This is a genomic window from Ruegeria sp. A4, assembly GCF_056543025.1.
In genome coordinates this window covers 164226-178418 of record NZ_JBQGAW010000007.1, presented here as the reverse complement: position 1 = coordinate 178418, position 14193 = coordinate 164226, and the positions used below count along the sequence as shown (strand labels likewise).

Below are 14193 nucleotides of genomic sequence, written 5' to 3'. Positions count from 1 at the left end.
TGAGCGAACTCACAGCCAACTGCGACAGCGGGAATGTCTCTTGCCCCATGCTCTCAAAACTGCGCACCGACTAGTGAAACTTCGGGCTCGACGCGGTCATTCGCAGTATCTTCGTGAGCGTCTGCTCCGCGGACAAACCCGCCGTTCTCTACGAAAACGGATAGGCATACCTTTTGAATAATCGCTTCCACGGTCTTTGGTCAATTCGAGATCTTAGTTAACGATCATTCCACGGCACGTTTACAGGTATTAGGCAAGTTGCCGGTTCTAACAATCTATGAACGTGGTAGTGTTTTCGAGCCAACTTGCGGGAAGTAAACATGAGTCAACGCCGCCTTGCTGCAATCGTGTCTCTCGATGTCGTCGGCTTCAGTCGGATGATGCAGGGCGGCTCCAAGCTACTTCTCAAAACACTGAACACCTTGTACCGCGATTTGGTTACGCCGATCGTTGAACAAAAATCTGGCAGGGTGGTCAAGCTGTTGGGCGATGGAGCATTGATTGAATTTCCGTCAGCAGGAAACGCTCTAGAAGCGGCAATTGCGATTCAAACCGAGTTAAGAGAGCCAGACCATCCCTATCTGGTTCCGGAACGTATTCAGCTTAGAGCGGGTTTGCATGTCGGCGACGTTACCGTCGATGGCGAAGATATCTTCGGAGACGGCGTTAACATCGCTGCGCGGCTCCAATCGGCAGCTGAACCCGGGGGCATTCTGGCCTCAAAGGTACTTTGTGATCTTGCCGGAGCGGATTACGCCAAACGATTGCGCCGAGAAGGGCTGCATACGTTCAAAGGCATTGAACAGCCGATCGAAGTGCTGTCGTTCAACTTCACCGATGAACATGTGTCCAAATCGCGCGCTAACTTCGCCAAAACACAGGAAATTCGTTACTGCAAAACTGACGACAACATTAGTCTGGCCTGGAGCTCAGTTGGAGACGGTCCTCCGGTCGTAAAGGCGCCAAGTTGGATTGGACACTTGGAACTTGACTGGCGCAATCCCGGGAAAGCTCCAATTTACACTTCCATCGCTCAAAGACATCGCTTGGTCCGTTTTGACGCCAGGCTCAACGGTCTATCCGACTGGGACGCCGAAACTTGTACGTTCGAACGGTTCGTTGATGACTTGGAAACTGTTTTCGACGCAGCGGATATAAGGCGCGCGCCGATCCTTGCGATATCGCAGGGGTCCGCAGTGGCAGCCGCCTTCGCAGCGCGCCGACCTGACCGCGTGTCTGCGATCGTAATGATAGGTGGGTTCCCCGTTGGTCGGGCAAAAAGAACATCGCAAAAAGATGTGGAACGCGCCAACGCAATTAAGCAAATGATGACTGCCGGGTGGGACGATGATTATCCGTCTCTGCGTGACTTAATGGCGCAAATCATCGTGCCGGGCGCAAGCCAAGAAGAACGGCGGCAATATGCCGAAGATATGCGAAAGATGATTTCACCCGAAAACATGGGGCGGTATCGCGGCGTGATTGATAACATTGATATCTCACCGATATTGTCCAAGGTCGAGGTGCCGTGCCTTGTTTGTCACGGGAACAGTGACAGGATGCAACCGGTCGAACAAGGACGATTGTTTGCAAAGGGATTACCCAACGCGAAATTCATCGCCTACGAAAGCTCGAACCATACCATCCCGGACAACGACCCGGAATGGCCACGTTTTGAGAGGGATGCTCTGGCTTTCTTGGCTGAACACAGCTGACTTATTGCTCCAAGTGCCTTCGGGTTTGGCGCTATATCTCTCTAAACAAATGCTACAAGAGTACCTCGCCAGAGTAATGGAACACAGAGTTGCGATAAGTGCAGTCAGGCTATCCTACGCACAATACGCCGAAGGTGAGCCTGTGGTCTTTGTTCATGGTTCGAATGCGGATCATGGGATTGGCGGGTTTTGCAGATATGGTATCCTTTTAGAGGGAGGCGAATTGACAGCCGAGCAGTCTTGCGGCTTTCAGCTATTTGCCAAGATAGCAGGATAAGTATATCCAGTAAGTCGCTTACTCTGGCCGTCCCAAAAGTTTGCGACATATCCAAATCGGGCTAGAGTAGAGCGACGAATTAGCATCGCATCAGGAGAGTAAAAGCCGCGCGTCATGGCGAAGATACCGTCGTTGAAAAGCATTCAGGCCTTCGAAGCGGCCTGCCGGCATCTGAGTTTCAAGGATGCCGCCGATGAACTATGCGTCACTCCGACTGCCATTTCCCATCAGATCAAATCGCTGGAGGATCAACTTGGGGTGCCCCTGTTTCACCGGCTGACCCGCGCCTTGAAGTTGACGGAGGATGGGGCCAACTACGCGCCCCACATCATTGAGGCCTTCAAGAACATCGAAGCCGCTTCTCTTGCGCTGGAGGAAGACGACCTTGCGGGCACATTGACAATCTCAACAACCGGGTCTTTTGCCGCCAATTGGCTTAGCCCGCGGCTGCGAGGCTTTTACGAGAAATACCCGGAGATCTCGGTAAGGGTTCTGTCTAGCGATCAACTGGTGGATTTCAAATCTAGCGATGTGGATGTGGCCATTCGGTATGGCTTTGGCGACTATCCTGACAGCAATGTGGCATGGGTCTTGAATGACTGGGTAGCCCCTGTCTGCAGCGTGGAAAAAGCGAAGTCACTGAGCTCCCCCGAATTTCTTCTGAAGTCTCGTCTGATCGAATACCAATGGAGCGGGTTTTCTGATGTGGATCCGAGTTGGGAACGCTGGATGGACGCGGCTGGCTTGCAGACGGGTGATGCCGAGCCCTATGTCACCTATTCCGAGGAACACATCTGCTTGCTGACGGCAAGCGATGGTCATGGTGTGGCCCTGGTCAGCCTTTTGGCCGCCGCGCGTTTTCTGGAACGCAATATGCTGGTCGCCCCCTTTGATACGGCATTGAAGAACAGGAGCTATTTTCTCGTCTGTCCGGAAACTTACGCCAATCGTGCACGCGTTCGTGTGTTCCGGGAATGGCTATTGGACCAAGCAGATGAGTTTCGCGACAGCGCCGTCGGTCAAAGGTTTTTTGAAGATTAGTGCGTCCGCAACGATCTAATCCGTCGCTTGAATTTTTGTTATTTCTATATCGCCGAGAAGCATACGTTTCTGAACCACTAGGCAGGAGTTCTTGCGCATGTAGAACTTTAACCCTTCCCAACAGGGACGCGGATGTACTTGCGACGGCGTCTCATCTGGAGAAGGAATTCTTTGCGAATAGAGATGGCTGAGGTCAGTTCACTCTATTCAGAATTTTCTTCATTTGTACCTGCGCGTCTCTGGCTTCACCTTTGAATAGTTCTTTGCAAACTGACTAGGTGACGAGATGACCACAATCCTGAGAATTGACGCCAGCGTGCGGCGCACCGACAACCCTGTTGCGGCCTATAATTCCATTTCCCGCGCTTTGGCGGACAGTTTCGTGGAAGAATGGAAAACCGTTGATCCGGACGTCGAAATTGTTGTGCGTGACGTCGGAATGACCCCGCCGGATTTCATTTCCAACGACTGGATCGCGTCTGTCTTTACAGCAGAAGAGGAACGCACTCCTGAACAGAGCGCTTTGGTCAGCTTGTCTGATACGCTGGTTGACGAGCTCGACCGCTCCGACATCCTTCTGATTTCGACGCCCATGTACAACTACGGTATGCCCGCAGCCCTGAAGGCTTGGTTCGATCAGATCATCAGGATCAACAAGACATTTACGTTTGATTTGGCGCGCGGCGACTTCCCTCTGGAACCGATCATGTCAGGCAAAACCCTGGTGTTGCTGACCTCGTCTGGTGAATTCGGTTTTGAGGACGGTGGGATTCGCAATGACTCGGGTCACCTTTCTGCGCACATCAGAACATTGCGCCAGTACCTGGGAGCAGAACGGATGTTCGAAGCTGCGGCCGAGTACCAGGAATTCGCTGATGAGCGTCACGAAGCTTCGGTCGCCTCAGCTCAGGCTCAGGCACGTCACATTGCTCGTGAGCTAGCCTAGTCAAGGGTCAGTTTATGGAAAGTAGAACCTGACGAAATGAACAGTTTCTACATTTCCAACTGATCACGGCTCAAGTTGTGTGAAGCAGGTGGTTATGTTCTGCGCCCTTACTTGAGTGGTTCAAGTCGCTAAAAATACGAAACGGCAGCGAATGCAGTTGTAAACCTTCATTTCGGATTGGCAGACTGTTTAATCTAATATCTTGAAACAACATCTCCGTATTCGAACTCCAGGTTCAAAAGCGGACTTTGCCATGCTGCGTTTTTACGGCAGATTTGTTCGCGTTTTGCCAATTCGATCTGCGTGTATTTTGCTTTCGCAGCGAATGTCCCGAAAGTGGGCGAAAGCCGTCGTTGGCTACATTGCAGCACATTTGGTTTAAGTGAACGACTGCTTGAGCGGATCAATCTTGGTCTTGGTTAGCGGATCGAGAGTTTCAATGGGGCTCAGAGCGGTCGTTCGCTGCAGAGCGGCGCACTATTGTCAAATTAGGGTCCGCTTTTGGCTCGAAACAGCCGTTCGACCAAATTTGTTAAATGTCTACTTTCTGGACTTTGCATCCATCTGCATTCTTGCTCCTCAGGGCCGCAATCAGCCTAAAGCAGACCTTCAAAAACGAGTCTTGGACAGGTTCACGCGTGCGGATGGGGGGCGGCGGACCCCACTCACTTGAATATTTGATTTTATGCATGCTTTCTCGTACACTTTTGCTTTAGTTTTTTTGTCTGGGGGGCAGTCATGAGAACTCATTTTGAACCCACGAATATTTTGCATGCTGCAACCGTCTTAGCGCTTTCATTAGGAACGCAAGCAGTTGGCTTTGAAGGCGAAGTACCTCCTGATAAGGTGGTTCCTGCACAGACTTACTCTCCGTTTGTCGACCGATCTTATCCCGATCAGGTTCTATTTGGTGATCTTCACTTCCATACTGAAATCTCATTCGACGCAGGGCTTGTTGGGACTTCTTTGAACATCCACGACGCCTTCCGCGTGGCCCGCGGTGAGAGGATAACCTCAAATACCGGACAACCTGTTCAACTCATTAGGCCCCTCGATTTCCTCGCGATTACTGAACACGCGGAAATGTTGGGACTTGCGACCGCCGTTCGAGCAGCTGACCCTCGGCTTTTGGCTGACGAGTGGGGTCGTTTGACTTACGAAAGGTTCAATTCCGGGCAAGAAGGTCGGATGGAGGCGTTCGCTGATATCATCGAAATCGCATCAATCGAAGGGCGAGACCCGACCGCTGGATTGGATTTAGACGGTGACCTTTGGCAACAAATCGTGGAAACGGTCGACGAATACTACGAACCTGGAGTCTTCACATCATTGGCTGGGTACGAGTGGACATCAACTCCGAGAGGTAACAATCTCCATCGGGTGGTGATCTTCGGAGACGGCGCCGATAAGACCGGTCGAACCCGCCCATTTACCTATTTTGAAAGCGAAGACCCTGAGCCGTTGTGGGACTATCTGGCTGCGTACGAAGAAGAGACGGGTGGAAGCGCGGTATCTGTTCCCCATAACGGAAATATATCCAATGGAATAATGTTCGCGCCTACGAAATTCGACGGCACACCTATGGACGCGGAATACGCCGCCAAACGCATTCGTTGGGAACCGATGCATGAGGTAACCCAGATCAAGGGGGACGAGGAAACGCACCCACTCCTGTCACCTGATGATGAGTTTGCGGATTTCGAAACCTGGGACGTTGCGAATATCTCGGGCACCGTCGCAAAGACCCCTGAAATGTTGCGCTACGAGTATGGGCGCTCCGCCTTGAAGGTCGGGCTCGAAGTTCAGCGAGAGACAGGCGTTAACCCATTCAAGTTCGGCTTCTACGGCACGACGGACACGCACACCGCGCTCCCAACCACGCGAGAAGACAACTACTTTGGTAAGTACCAACACACAGAGCCTTCAGCGAACCGTCACAACTTTGATGTAATCCCGGCCGAAGACCCGGCATTGCGTATCATTACGGCGCAAGAATCGGCTGCAGGCCTCACCGCTGTTTGGGCGCGCGAAAACACCCGCGAGGAAGTCCACGGAGCAATCAAGCGCAAAGAGGCCTACGCTACGACCGGGCCGCGAATGCGAGTCCGGGTCTTTGGCGGTTGGAATTTTGATGCCGATGATCTGTACGCCTCGGATTTTGTTTCCAACGGGTATAAGAACGGTGTGCCGATGGGCGGAGACCTTAGGAACGCGCCGGATGGGGTTTCTCCCAGATTCCTGATCCGGGCGCTGCGCGACCCAGACGGCGCGAACCTCGACCGAGTCCAAATTATCAAAGGCTGGATCGACGAGAGTGGCGAAACTCATGAGCGGATCTTCGACGTGGCCGTCTCCGATGGCCGAGAGATTGGAGAGGATGGCCGTGCACACGAACCAGTAGGCTCGACGGTAGATATTGGAAGCGCGACATACAGCAACTCAATCGGTTCCGTGGAACTCGCCGGTTATTGGCAAGACCCAGATTTTGACCCGAACAACAACGCGTTTTACTATGTGAGAGTGATCGAAATTCCAAAGCCGCGATGGACGACCATAGACGCAGCTTTCTACGATATACCGCTGCCCGAGGCGGTTCCCGCAGAAGTCCAAGACCGTGCTTACACATCGCCGATCTGGTTCAGCGCTGAATAGTGAAGCTAGTATTGCGACAAAGCTGGTCTTGATCAATTTCGATTCCCACGGAACACGTTGGCAACCAGTTCCAATGGCTCGAAAATCTCTAAAGCGTAAGATCGCCTTCTGGCTCTGTTGCAGGACAAATCAAACCCGTTCTGATGCCACCGCGTCTTCTCGCTGGTAACGCCGGCAGTGGCCACACGCTGTACTTTGCAGAGTCAACTTTCTGCGCATTGCCGTCGTTAGTGCGGACCGCAGCATCCGTTTACTTCGGGCTCGAATTGGACGTTTGACACAATACCTCGAATGACAGATTGCGAACAAAGCGGGCGTTCGCTGCGGACGCGAGAACTTGATTTGGCAGATCTAGCAGTCTGCGGGACGGCTGTTACGGTACGTGTCAGTTCAAATGTCATTGAACGGCCCCGTAGAAAGTCGTTCCAAAACACACTGCTGCACCAAAGCTTCGCTTTGGTATATTTCGATCATTTTTTGTCAAAACTGGCGCAAATAGCTTTCTTAAACAACAGTCTAGCGGAATTCTGTTCTGCGTCGCCAAGCCCCTTCATCTGCAGTGTTGAAGAAATTACAAGTTTGTTGCGGGGTCATAAAAAAATTAGGCTATAAGCTAAGAGCAAGCATATAAAAGTCATCGCTAAAAATCGGTAGGCAGCTCTTCACTCCACTTTCTTAGCTCATCGAGAAATCCAAGGGCTGTGCTGCCAAACTCGGTGATGGAATATTGAACCGAAACAGGGGAAGTATCCATCACTTGTCTTGCAACCAAACCCTGCTCCTCAAGTTGGCGTAATCTCTCAGCGATCATCTTCTTACTAGCCCCACCGATCATACGCGATAGATCGTTAAAACGCACGGGACCATCTTTGAGGTGCCACAAAATCGATCCGGTCCATTTTCCGCCAATGATCCGCATACCTCTTTCGATTGCGCATGGCTCCAGACAGGCCTCCGAGACCTGTCGACGGCCTTTGGCGTCCTCTTCAATCCGCGCTCGCATTGTCATCCTTCCGCCCAGATAACTAGGTTACCAAAAGTATACTGGTTGATTTCTCATACCTACACTCTCAAATGCTCTCTGAACCCGGCGAAAGTCAAGGGTTCAGAAACTGCACATATGGATATGGACATGAGCAAAATCCTGATCGTGAACGGCACCCAGCCCTACGAATTCGCCCCCGGACAGTTGAATGCAAGCCTCGTTGAACGTGCACGGAATACGCTGACAGCAATGGGGCACGACGTGCGCGTGACCACTGTCGCTGATGGATATGACGCGAATGCAGAGGTCGACGCGCACCTGTGGGCCGATACAGTCATCATGCAGTTCCCGGTGAACTGGATGGGCGTTCCGTGGATTTTCAAGAAATACATCGATGAGGTGTACACGGCCGGTATGGACGGCCGGTTGTGTGCAGGTGACGGCCGAACGACCGACGCGCCCAAAGCCAATTACGGTACCGGCGGCACGCTAAACGGTAAGAAATACATGCTGTCAGTTACCTTCAACGCCCCGAAAGAAGCATTCGATGACGAGTCCGAGCCTTTCTTTGCGGGTGCCAGCGTCGACGACCTGCTAGCGCCAATGCACCTGAACGCAAAGTTCTTTGCCATGCAGCCCCTTACGACTTTTGCTGCATTCGATGTTATGAAGAACCCGGAAATCGAGGCCGATTTTGCTCGATTTGACGCACATCTGAAAACCACATTTGCCGAGGTTGAACATGTCCCAGCCTGATATTCACCTGTATACCGCAGGCACGATGAACGGCTACAAACCGGTCATTTTTCTGGAAGAGGCAGGTATCGCCTACGACCTGACCCATATCAACTTTTCCAAACACGAGCAGAAGGCGCCGGACTATTTAGCGCTTAATCCGAACGGAAAGATCCCAACGATTGAGGACCGTTCGGAAGGCCGCGCGATCTTCGAATCCGGCGCGATCCTGTGGCATCTGGCCGAGAAATACGGAAAATTTCTGCCTTCGGACCCGGCCAAGCGGTCCGAGGTAATGCAGTGGATGCTGTTTCAGGTCGGTCACGTCGGGCCGATGATGGGTCAAGCGATGTATTTCCAGCACATCGCTGCGCCTAATGGCCATGAAGAGCCCTTTTCAATCCGTCGCTACGTGGACGAAAGCCGCCGGTTGATGGAGGTGATGAATACGCGTCTGGACGGGCGGGACTGGATCGCAGCGGACGAATACACCATTGCCGACATGATGCTGTACCCGTGGGCGCGTGCTTATGTCTGGGCACGGGTGGATGTGTCGGACCTACCGCATCTGAACGCCTGGTTCGACCGTATGGATGCGCGACCTGCCGTCCAGCGAGCGCTGACCATCCCCAAGGCTAACCCACAGTTCTGGGATGCTGACGCAGATTCCAGCGCCTTTGCCAAGGAAAACGCGGCGCGTTTTTCCGGCGACGTGAAAGGAACCTGAGCCGTGCAAGCTGCTCTGCCTATTCCTATTCGCGTCGATATCGTGTCAGACGTCGTTTGCCCGTGGTGTGTGATCGGCTATCACCAACTTGCCAAAGCCGCGCGCGACACTCAGACCGAACTGGATATCCATTGGCATCCATTCGAGTTGAATCCGCAGATGGCCGAGGGTGGTGAGAACCTGCGCGACCACTTGGCATCGAAATACGGGACGACGCTGGAAGGGTCGATCAAGGCACGAGCCCGCCTGACAGAGATGGGCGCGGCACTGGGGTTCACGTTCAATTACGCCGATGACATGCGGATGTATAACACCTTCCGTGCGCATCAATTGATTGACTGGGCCGCCGAACCAGGCAACGGCCATGAAATGAAGCAGGCCCTTTTTTCGGCGTTCTTTACACGCCGCGAAAACGTCTCGGACATACAGGTTCTGGCAAATGCGGCTGCTGGCATCGGGCTGAACCGCGCGGATGCGTTGGACATGTTGCAAAGCCAAGATCGGGCCAATCACGTGCGCCAGAAAGAGCAATTCTGGATCAGCCGAGGAGTTCAGGGTGTGCCCGCAATGGTGTTCGACAAACGTCACCTTGTGACCGGCGCGCAGGGCGAGGAAAACTACGCCCGCATCCTGCTGCATCTACGAGACGACAGGGCCGCGTGACTTCCGTGGATACCGGGCACTGCCAGCGCAATAAACCCACGATCGAACTGGTATTGCCTGGCATGCAATCGCTGAACAACCATTGTGGGGGTTGCATGACGAAAGTCTCCGCGACAACCTTCATCTTATAGTGAAACTCAATCTGGGTGGCCGCTGGTCGGCCACTACAGCCTTTCAACCTTGAAGAGTTCCCAATTTATGGCATTGCATGACCACCCCATGTGGCGAAAGCCCCAACATCACCAGGACCTTGACCATGCACATGATCATGTCCACTGGGCCGAGCTGTTCTACGACCTGATCCATGTCGTGACGATCTTTCTGTTGGGCAATTACTTGTCGCATCATCTCGATCTGCATGGGTTTCTTGTGTTCGCTGGTATCTTCATCACGCTCTGGTACGCGTGGGGCGAACTCAGCATATTCAACTCGATCTTCGTCAGCACCGATTTCTGGCACCGGCTGATTATGGCCGTGATGATTTGCACGGTGATGTTCATGGCAGCGGCGATCCCGGCTATTGACGGCAAGGGTTGGGTTTTCTTCGCGTTAGGATTTGCAGCGAACAGGGCCATGCTCGCGGCGCTGTACTATCGCGCCCGGCGGGCCAATTCATCTGGCGAGTCTATGTCGACGGCCCAGATCCGGAATTTTTCGGTTTTTGCGGTGATCTTTGCCATCACGGCATTTCTGCCAACACCCTTGGCCTATTGGGTGTTTGCTGCCGCAATGGTGGCCACGCAGGCGATGTACATGATCCCAGGCTTCACTGTATTGCGCTTCGAACGTTTCGTCCCGCGCCTTGGCCATATGGCGGAACGGTTTGCTCTGCTGACACTGATCGTTCTGGGCGAGGGGTTCTTCAAACTCGTCGTAACTTTGTCCGAGAAAGGCATCTACAAAGTCTCACTTGATGTGCTTGTTAATTTCGTCATCGGCGGCGTTTCGATGTTCGTCATGTGCTGGATTTATTTTGACTTTGTCGGCAACGCCAAGCCCAACGACAAGAAGGTGTCGACATTGGTCATCTGGTGGCTTGCGCATCTGATCTTGATGTTATGCGGCGTCATGGTAGGCGTGGCCCTAGCTGCCGAGGTCAAAGTCGGTTTTTGGGAGCCATACCCGACCGAATATGCCGCCATTGGCTGTTTCGGCCTTGCAGGATATATCGCCATGCTTTGGGTGCTCCAGAACGTTATTGAACACCGTCTTGCATCGGACTTTGGGCGCTGGGATGTAAGGGTATTTGGGATCGTTCTGGCTATTGCCTGTTTCTTTATCGTCCCCCATGTTCCCTCGTTGGTTGGCAATCTGATCTGGGGCACAGCCTTGCTATCGCAAATCGCGATTCCCCTGACGCGCGCCTGGACGCAGTTTCGACATGAGTGAGGCAGTTACAAATTCGGGCTATCTAAAAAGGAAAGTCTATTGGTGGCTCGAGCGCCCGGACAGGGCGGCCACCGGTCCATGGTTGCTTGAGATAGCTCTAATTGCCCTCATCACACTGAACGTGGCCGCCGTTATCCTGGAAACGGTCGACTCCATATATACTCGTTGGGGCCTGGCGCTGAACCTCTTTGAGGGTTTTTCTCTATTCGTATTCGTTGTCGAATACGCGGCAAGACTGTGGGTCGCCACCGAAAATCCAAGTTACAAAACGCGCGCTGCCTGGGCCGTCTCCCCGATCGCCATCATCGATTTACTAGCGATATTACCTGCGCTGCTCTATTTGATCTTCCCGGTTGATCTGCGTCTGTTGCGGACCTTCCGCATGTTGCGGCTCCTCAAACTCACTCGGTACTCGCCTGCACTCGGAATGCTGCTCGCTGTGTTTGAGGAAGAGGCCGGCGCCTTTTTTGCAGGTTTTTTCATCCTGATGGTGATGCTGATCTTTGCTGCCAGCGGTGCATGGCTAGCAGAGCACGAGGCGCAACCGGAGGCATTTGGATCGATCCCAGCGGCGATGTGGTGGGCGATGGCAACGCTTACGACCGTTGGTTATGGCGACGTAACGCCCGTGACAGTTGCCGGTAAGATCTTCGGCGCTGCGATCACAGTGATTGGCATTGGGATGGCCGCATTGCCCGCAGGGATCATTGCCAGCGGCCTGAACGACCAGTTGCACCGCCGACGGGCCAGCCTGGAACGTGAATTTCGAAAGGCCTTGGAAGACGGCGATATCTGCGACGCCGACGAGGCCGTTATTGAAGCCGTTCGCAAGCAATTGGGTCTCTCGCGTCGCGCTGCCGATCATATCCGAAACCGCGTGCATGCTGAGACCGTGTCACAGGCCGATCACTGCCCTACCTGCGGGCAAACTGTGCAAAAGGCCAAGCCCTAAGCTTGAGCAATTGGCCTGCCACTGATCAGGTGCCGAGCTCCCAACTGGATCACAGCAAATCTGTGAAAATGTGGGATTTCGAATAGAGTATTTCGCGTGCTTGGGTGTTTCGCCGCTGTCCTTCGAGATCTGTGTTGTCGACGGCATCCACGCAACTTGCTGTCGATAGCACGATGGAACAGAGCAAGCTTTCTCAGGTTTTTGCGAGTTCAAGCCGGGGGTGAATGGCCCTAGCCTGCTTTGGCTGCAATGGCCGCTTCTGTACCAACGGCCGTTCCTTGTTCCAGGGGCGCGACGTGTTGCGAAAACGGGAACTTGGTTTTTGAACATTGTGATGCCTACATCCATTCCCGTCCTTCCCAAAATCGGCAAGTTGCCAATGGCTGTGGTCTGGTTGCTGCTCGCGTGCCTTCCCTTCGCACAAAGTCGCCCAAGCTCGCTGAAATGAAAGCCAGAAGAGCTGCCGATCAGCTCGATTAATACTGGTACCACCTGAGGTGTCTTGACGAAGAACTTGCGGGGAAGCACATGCTGAGGCTTCAAAATGCAGCAGGAGCCGACCACTCTGATCTGCCGCTTGTTGCCTCTTTGTCATCTGTTCTTTTGTCTGAGTTCGTGGGGATTTACCTGCGGTTGAAGGGTATAGGCCGCGCCGTGACTTAATAAAAACCGCAGAACCTTACCCATAAATCTGCGCGGTGTTTGGTCACAGCTTTGCACAGCTATCCCACAGATTTGCATGCCACAGAGAACCCCAGGAACAAAAAGGGTCCTCTGGCACAGTTGCTAAACACAAAAAACAGTTTACTCCCAGCTTCCAGCAGACGAGCGCCAAGTCTTGGCTTCGGCATCCCAAACACTTGCGCTGACGCATGGCGTCGGATTTATTCCCTCGCAATCGGATCCATGCACGTCCGCGATGACAATGCGTTGGCTCCCAAAATCAACGACCGTCCAGCCTTGGTTGAGCAAGGAATGCACCTCTTCGCTAACCCAAAAGTGCGACATGCATCCGCCAGTTCCGCAGTAAAGAGATGCGGCGCTTGAACACGCGAAACCGGACTCATTCAGAACCCAGTCGCGTTGTAGATCTCCGTCGAGATCGACCCGTTCAACCGCGCCCCAGGCTATGTCAAACTGACCGTCGTTGAACTCCGCGCAGGCTCGTGCCGCCAGATCAACCTTCGCCTGCAAACCGGGCGGAAGTTGCGATACATCAGCCGCGACAGCTGGTGAGATCCAAACTAGACCCGAAACAAGTACGATCCCGGAAACCAAATACTTCAGCTGGTGCACTATTGGGGAAGCTGGTTGGAAGGCGGCGTCAATTGCATTGATCATATCTGAAGTCCCCGTATTCCAGCCAGTTTTCCGCGCCTTCGTTAAAAATCAGAAATTCGGACCTGTCTTCCCCAAGCAGGGCGACGACAAATCCGGCGGGCGGTACAGAGTTTCCGAAGTAACTGTAGGCTGTCATGGCTCTGATCGACTCGCCGTTGACCGTTACTCGCGCGTCCCACTCCCCCTCTGGATTGTCCAGAATTACATATTCGATCTGGCGTTTTATCGCTCCGCCACCACAATAGACAATGCCTTTGGGCGCTTCGTAGGAACCCCCCTGGCGAGCACCTGAATCGCAGGCGGAACGAAGGGACCGAATTGCCGTGCCGGAACCCTTCAAGTCAAAGATCCCGTAGCTGACATCTTGATCAATCATCGACAGATTAACCGATGCATTGGCCGCAAGCTGGTCCAGTACAAAACCATAATCCTGCTGACTATTAAAACTGACCTTGACGGGATAGTTGTCGACGATCTGCACGGCAGCGTTTTCTACGCCAACCTGAAATGCCCCAACTTCGGTGGTGCCGTCCTTAAAGAAACGAATGGAAAGCCCCTGCTTCTGCACAATGTCCTGGCTGTCCTCAAATCCGGCCGGAGCAAAGCGGATATGGTTACACTGAAGTTCCAGCGTCGTGTTTCCGGTCTGAATAAACGCATTGGGGTTGGGCCCGGAACTGAACGACCACTCCGCCGATGCTGTGGTTGCCATTGCCATCATCAGCGCTCCAACGGAAATCGGCTTGAAATTCATTCTTTCTCTCTCCACG

12 protein-coding genes are annotated in these 14193 nt (G+C 53.3%); 9 read left to right on the top strand and 3 right to left on the bottom strand.

Annotation, left to right across the window (positions count from 1 at the left end):
• Positions 1-320: 320 nt before the first annotated feature.
• The 4 genes from ACR0E2_RS17305 to ACR0E2_RS17290 all read left to right on the top strand — a co-directional run bounded on the left by ACR0E2_RS17305 (position 321) and on the right by ACR0E2_RS17290 (position 6631).
• Complete coding sequence (locus tag ACR0E2_RS17305) at positions 321-1715, top strand: alpha/beta fold hydrolase (RefSeq protein WP_480447329.1); 1395 nt, start codon at positions 321-323, stop codon at positions 1713-1715.
• A 391-nt stretch (positions 1716-2106) separates the two neighbouring features.
• A complete protein-coding gene (gene gcvA, locus ACR0E2_RS17300; protein WP_480447328.1) occupies positions 2107-3033 on the top strand; it encodes a transcriptional regulator GcvA in 927 nt (308 codons plus the stop codon).
• 286 nt (positions 3034-3319) lie between these two features.
• Positions 3320-3979 carry an FMN-dependent NADH-azoreductase gene (locus tag ACR0E2_RS17295; protein WP_480447327.1) on the top strand — a complete coding sequence of 220 codons (660 nt, stop codon included), beginning with the start codon at positions 3320-3322 and terminating at the stop codon, positions 3977-3979.
• Between the two features lie 738 nt (positions 3980-4717).
• Positions 4718-6631, top strand: coding sequence for a DUF3604 domain-containing protein (locus tag ACR0E2_RS17290; RefSeq protein ID WP_480447326.1), 1914 nt, complete (start codon positions 4718-4720; stop codon positions 6629-6631).
• A 640-nt stretch (positions 6632-7271) separates the two neighbouring features.
• Here ACR0E2_RS17290 and ACR0E2_RS17285 read toward each other — a convergent pair.
• Positions 7272-7634, bottom strand: a complete 363-nt coding sequence (locus ACR0E2_RS17285) for a winged helix-turn-helix transcriptional regulator (protein ID WP_480447325.1) — start codon at positions 7632-7634, stop codon at positions 7272-7274.
• A 129-nt stretch (positions 7635-7763) separates the two neighbouring features.
• Here ACR0E2_RS17285 and ACR0E2_RS17280 point away from each other — a divergent pair, with 129 nt between their 5' ends.
• The 5 genes from ACR0E2_RS17280 (at position 7764) to ACR0E2_RS17260 (ending at position 12082) form a co-directional block, all read left to right on the top strand.
• A complete protein-coding gene (locus ACR0E2_RS17280; RefSeq protein WP_480447324.1) occupies positions 7764-8372 on the top strand; it encodes an NAD(P)H-dependent oxidoreductase in 609 nt (202 codons plus the stop codon).
• Positions 8359-9078, top strand: coding sequence for a glutathione S-transferase family protein (locus ACR0E2_RS17275; protein WP_480447322.1), 720 nt, complete (start codon positions 8359-8361; stop codon positions 9076-9078). The genes ACR0E2_RS17280 and ACR0E2_RS17275 overlap by 14 nt, the downstream gene beginning before the upstream one ends.
• A 3-nt stretch (positions 9079-9081) precedes the next feature.
• Positions 9082-9741 (top strand): DsbA family oxidoreductase, encoded by a 660-nt coding sequence (locus ACR0E2_RS17270; protein ID WP_480447321.1) that lies wholly within the window; start codon positions 9082-9084, stop codon positions 9739-9741.
• Positions 9742-9939: 198 nt separating this feature from the next.
• A complete protein-coding gene (locus ACR0E2_RS17265; RefSeq protein ID WP_480447320.1) occupies positions 9940-11130 on the top strand; it encodes a low temperature requirement protein A in 1191 nt (396 codons plus the stop codon).
• Positions 11123-12082, top strand: coding sequence for an ion transporter (locus ACR0E2_RS17260; RefSeq protein ID WP_480447319.1), 960 nt, complete (start codon positions 11123-11125; stop codon positions 12080-12082). The genes ACR0E2_RS17265 and ACR0E2_RS17260 overlap by 8 nt, the downstream gene beginning before the upstream one ends.
• 804 nt (positions 12083-12886) lie before the next feature.
• Here the strand turns inward: ACR0E2_RS17260 and ACR0E2_RS17255 are convergent.
• Positions 12887-13423 (bottom strand): hypothetical protein, encoded by a 537-nt coding sequence (locus tag ACR0E2_RS17255; protein ID WP_480447318.1) that lies wholly within the window; start codon positions 13421-13423, stop codon positions 12887-12889.
• Positions 13407-14177 carry a hypothetical protein gene (locus ACR0E2_RS17250; RefSeq protein WP_480447317.1) on the bottom strand — a complete coding sequence of 257 codons (771 nt, stop codon included), beginning with the start codon at positions 14175-14177 and terminating at the stop codon, positions 13407-13409. The genes ACR0E2_RS17255 and ACR0E2_RS17250 overlap by 17 nt, the downstream gene beginning before the upstream one ends.
• Positions 14178-14193 lie beyond the last annotated feature (16 nt).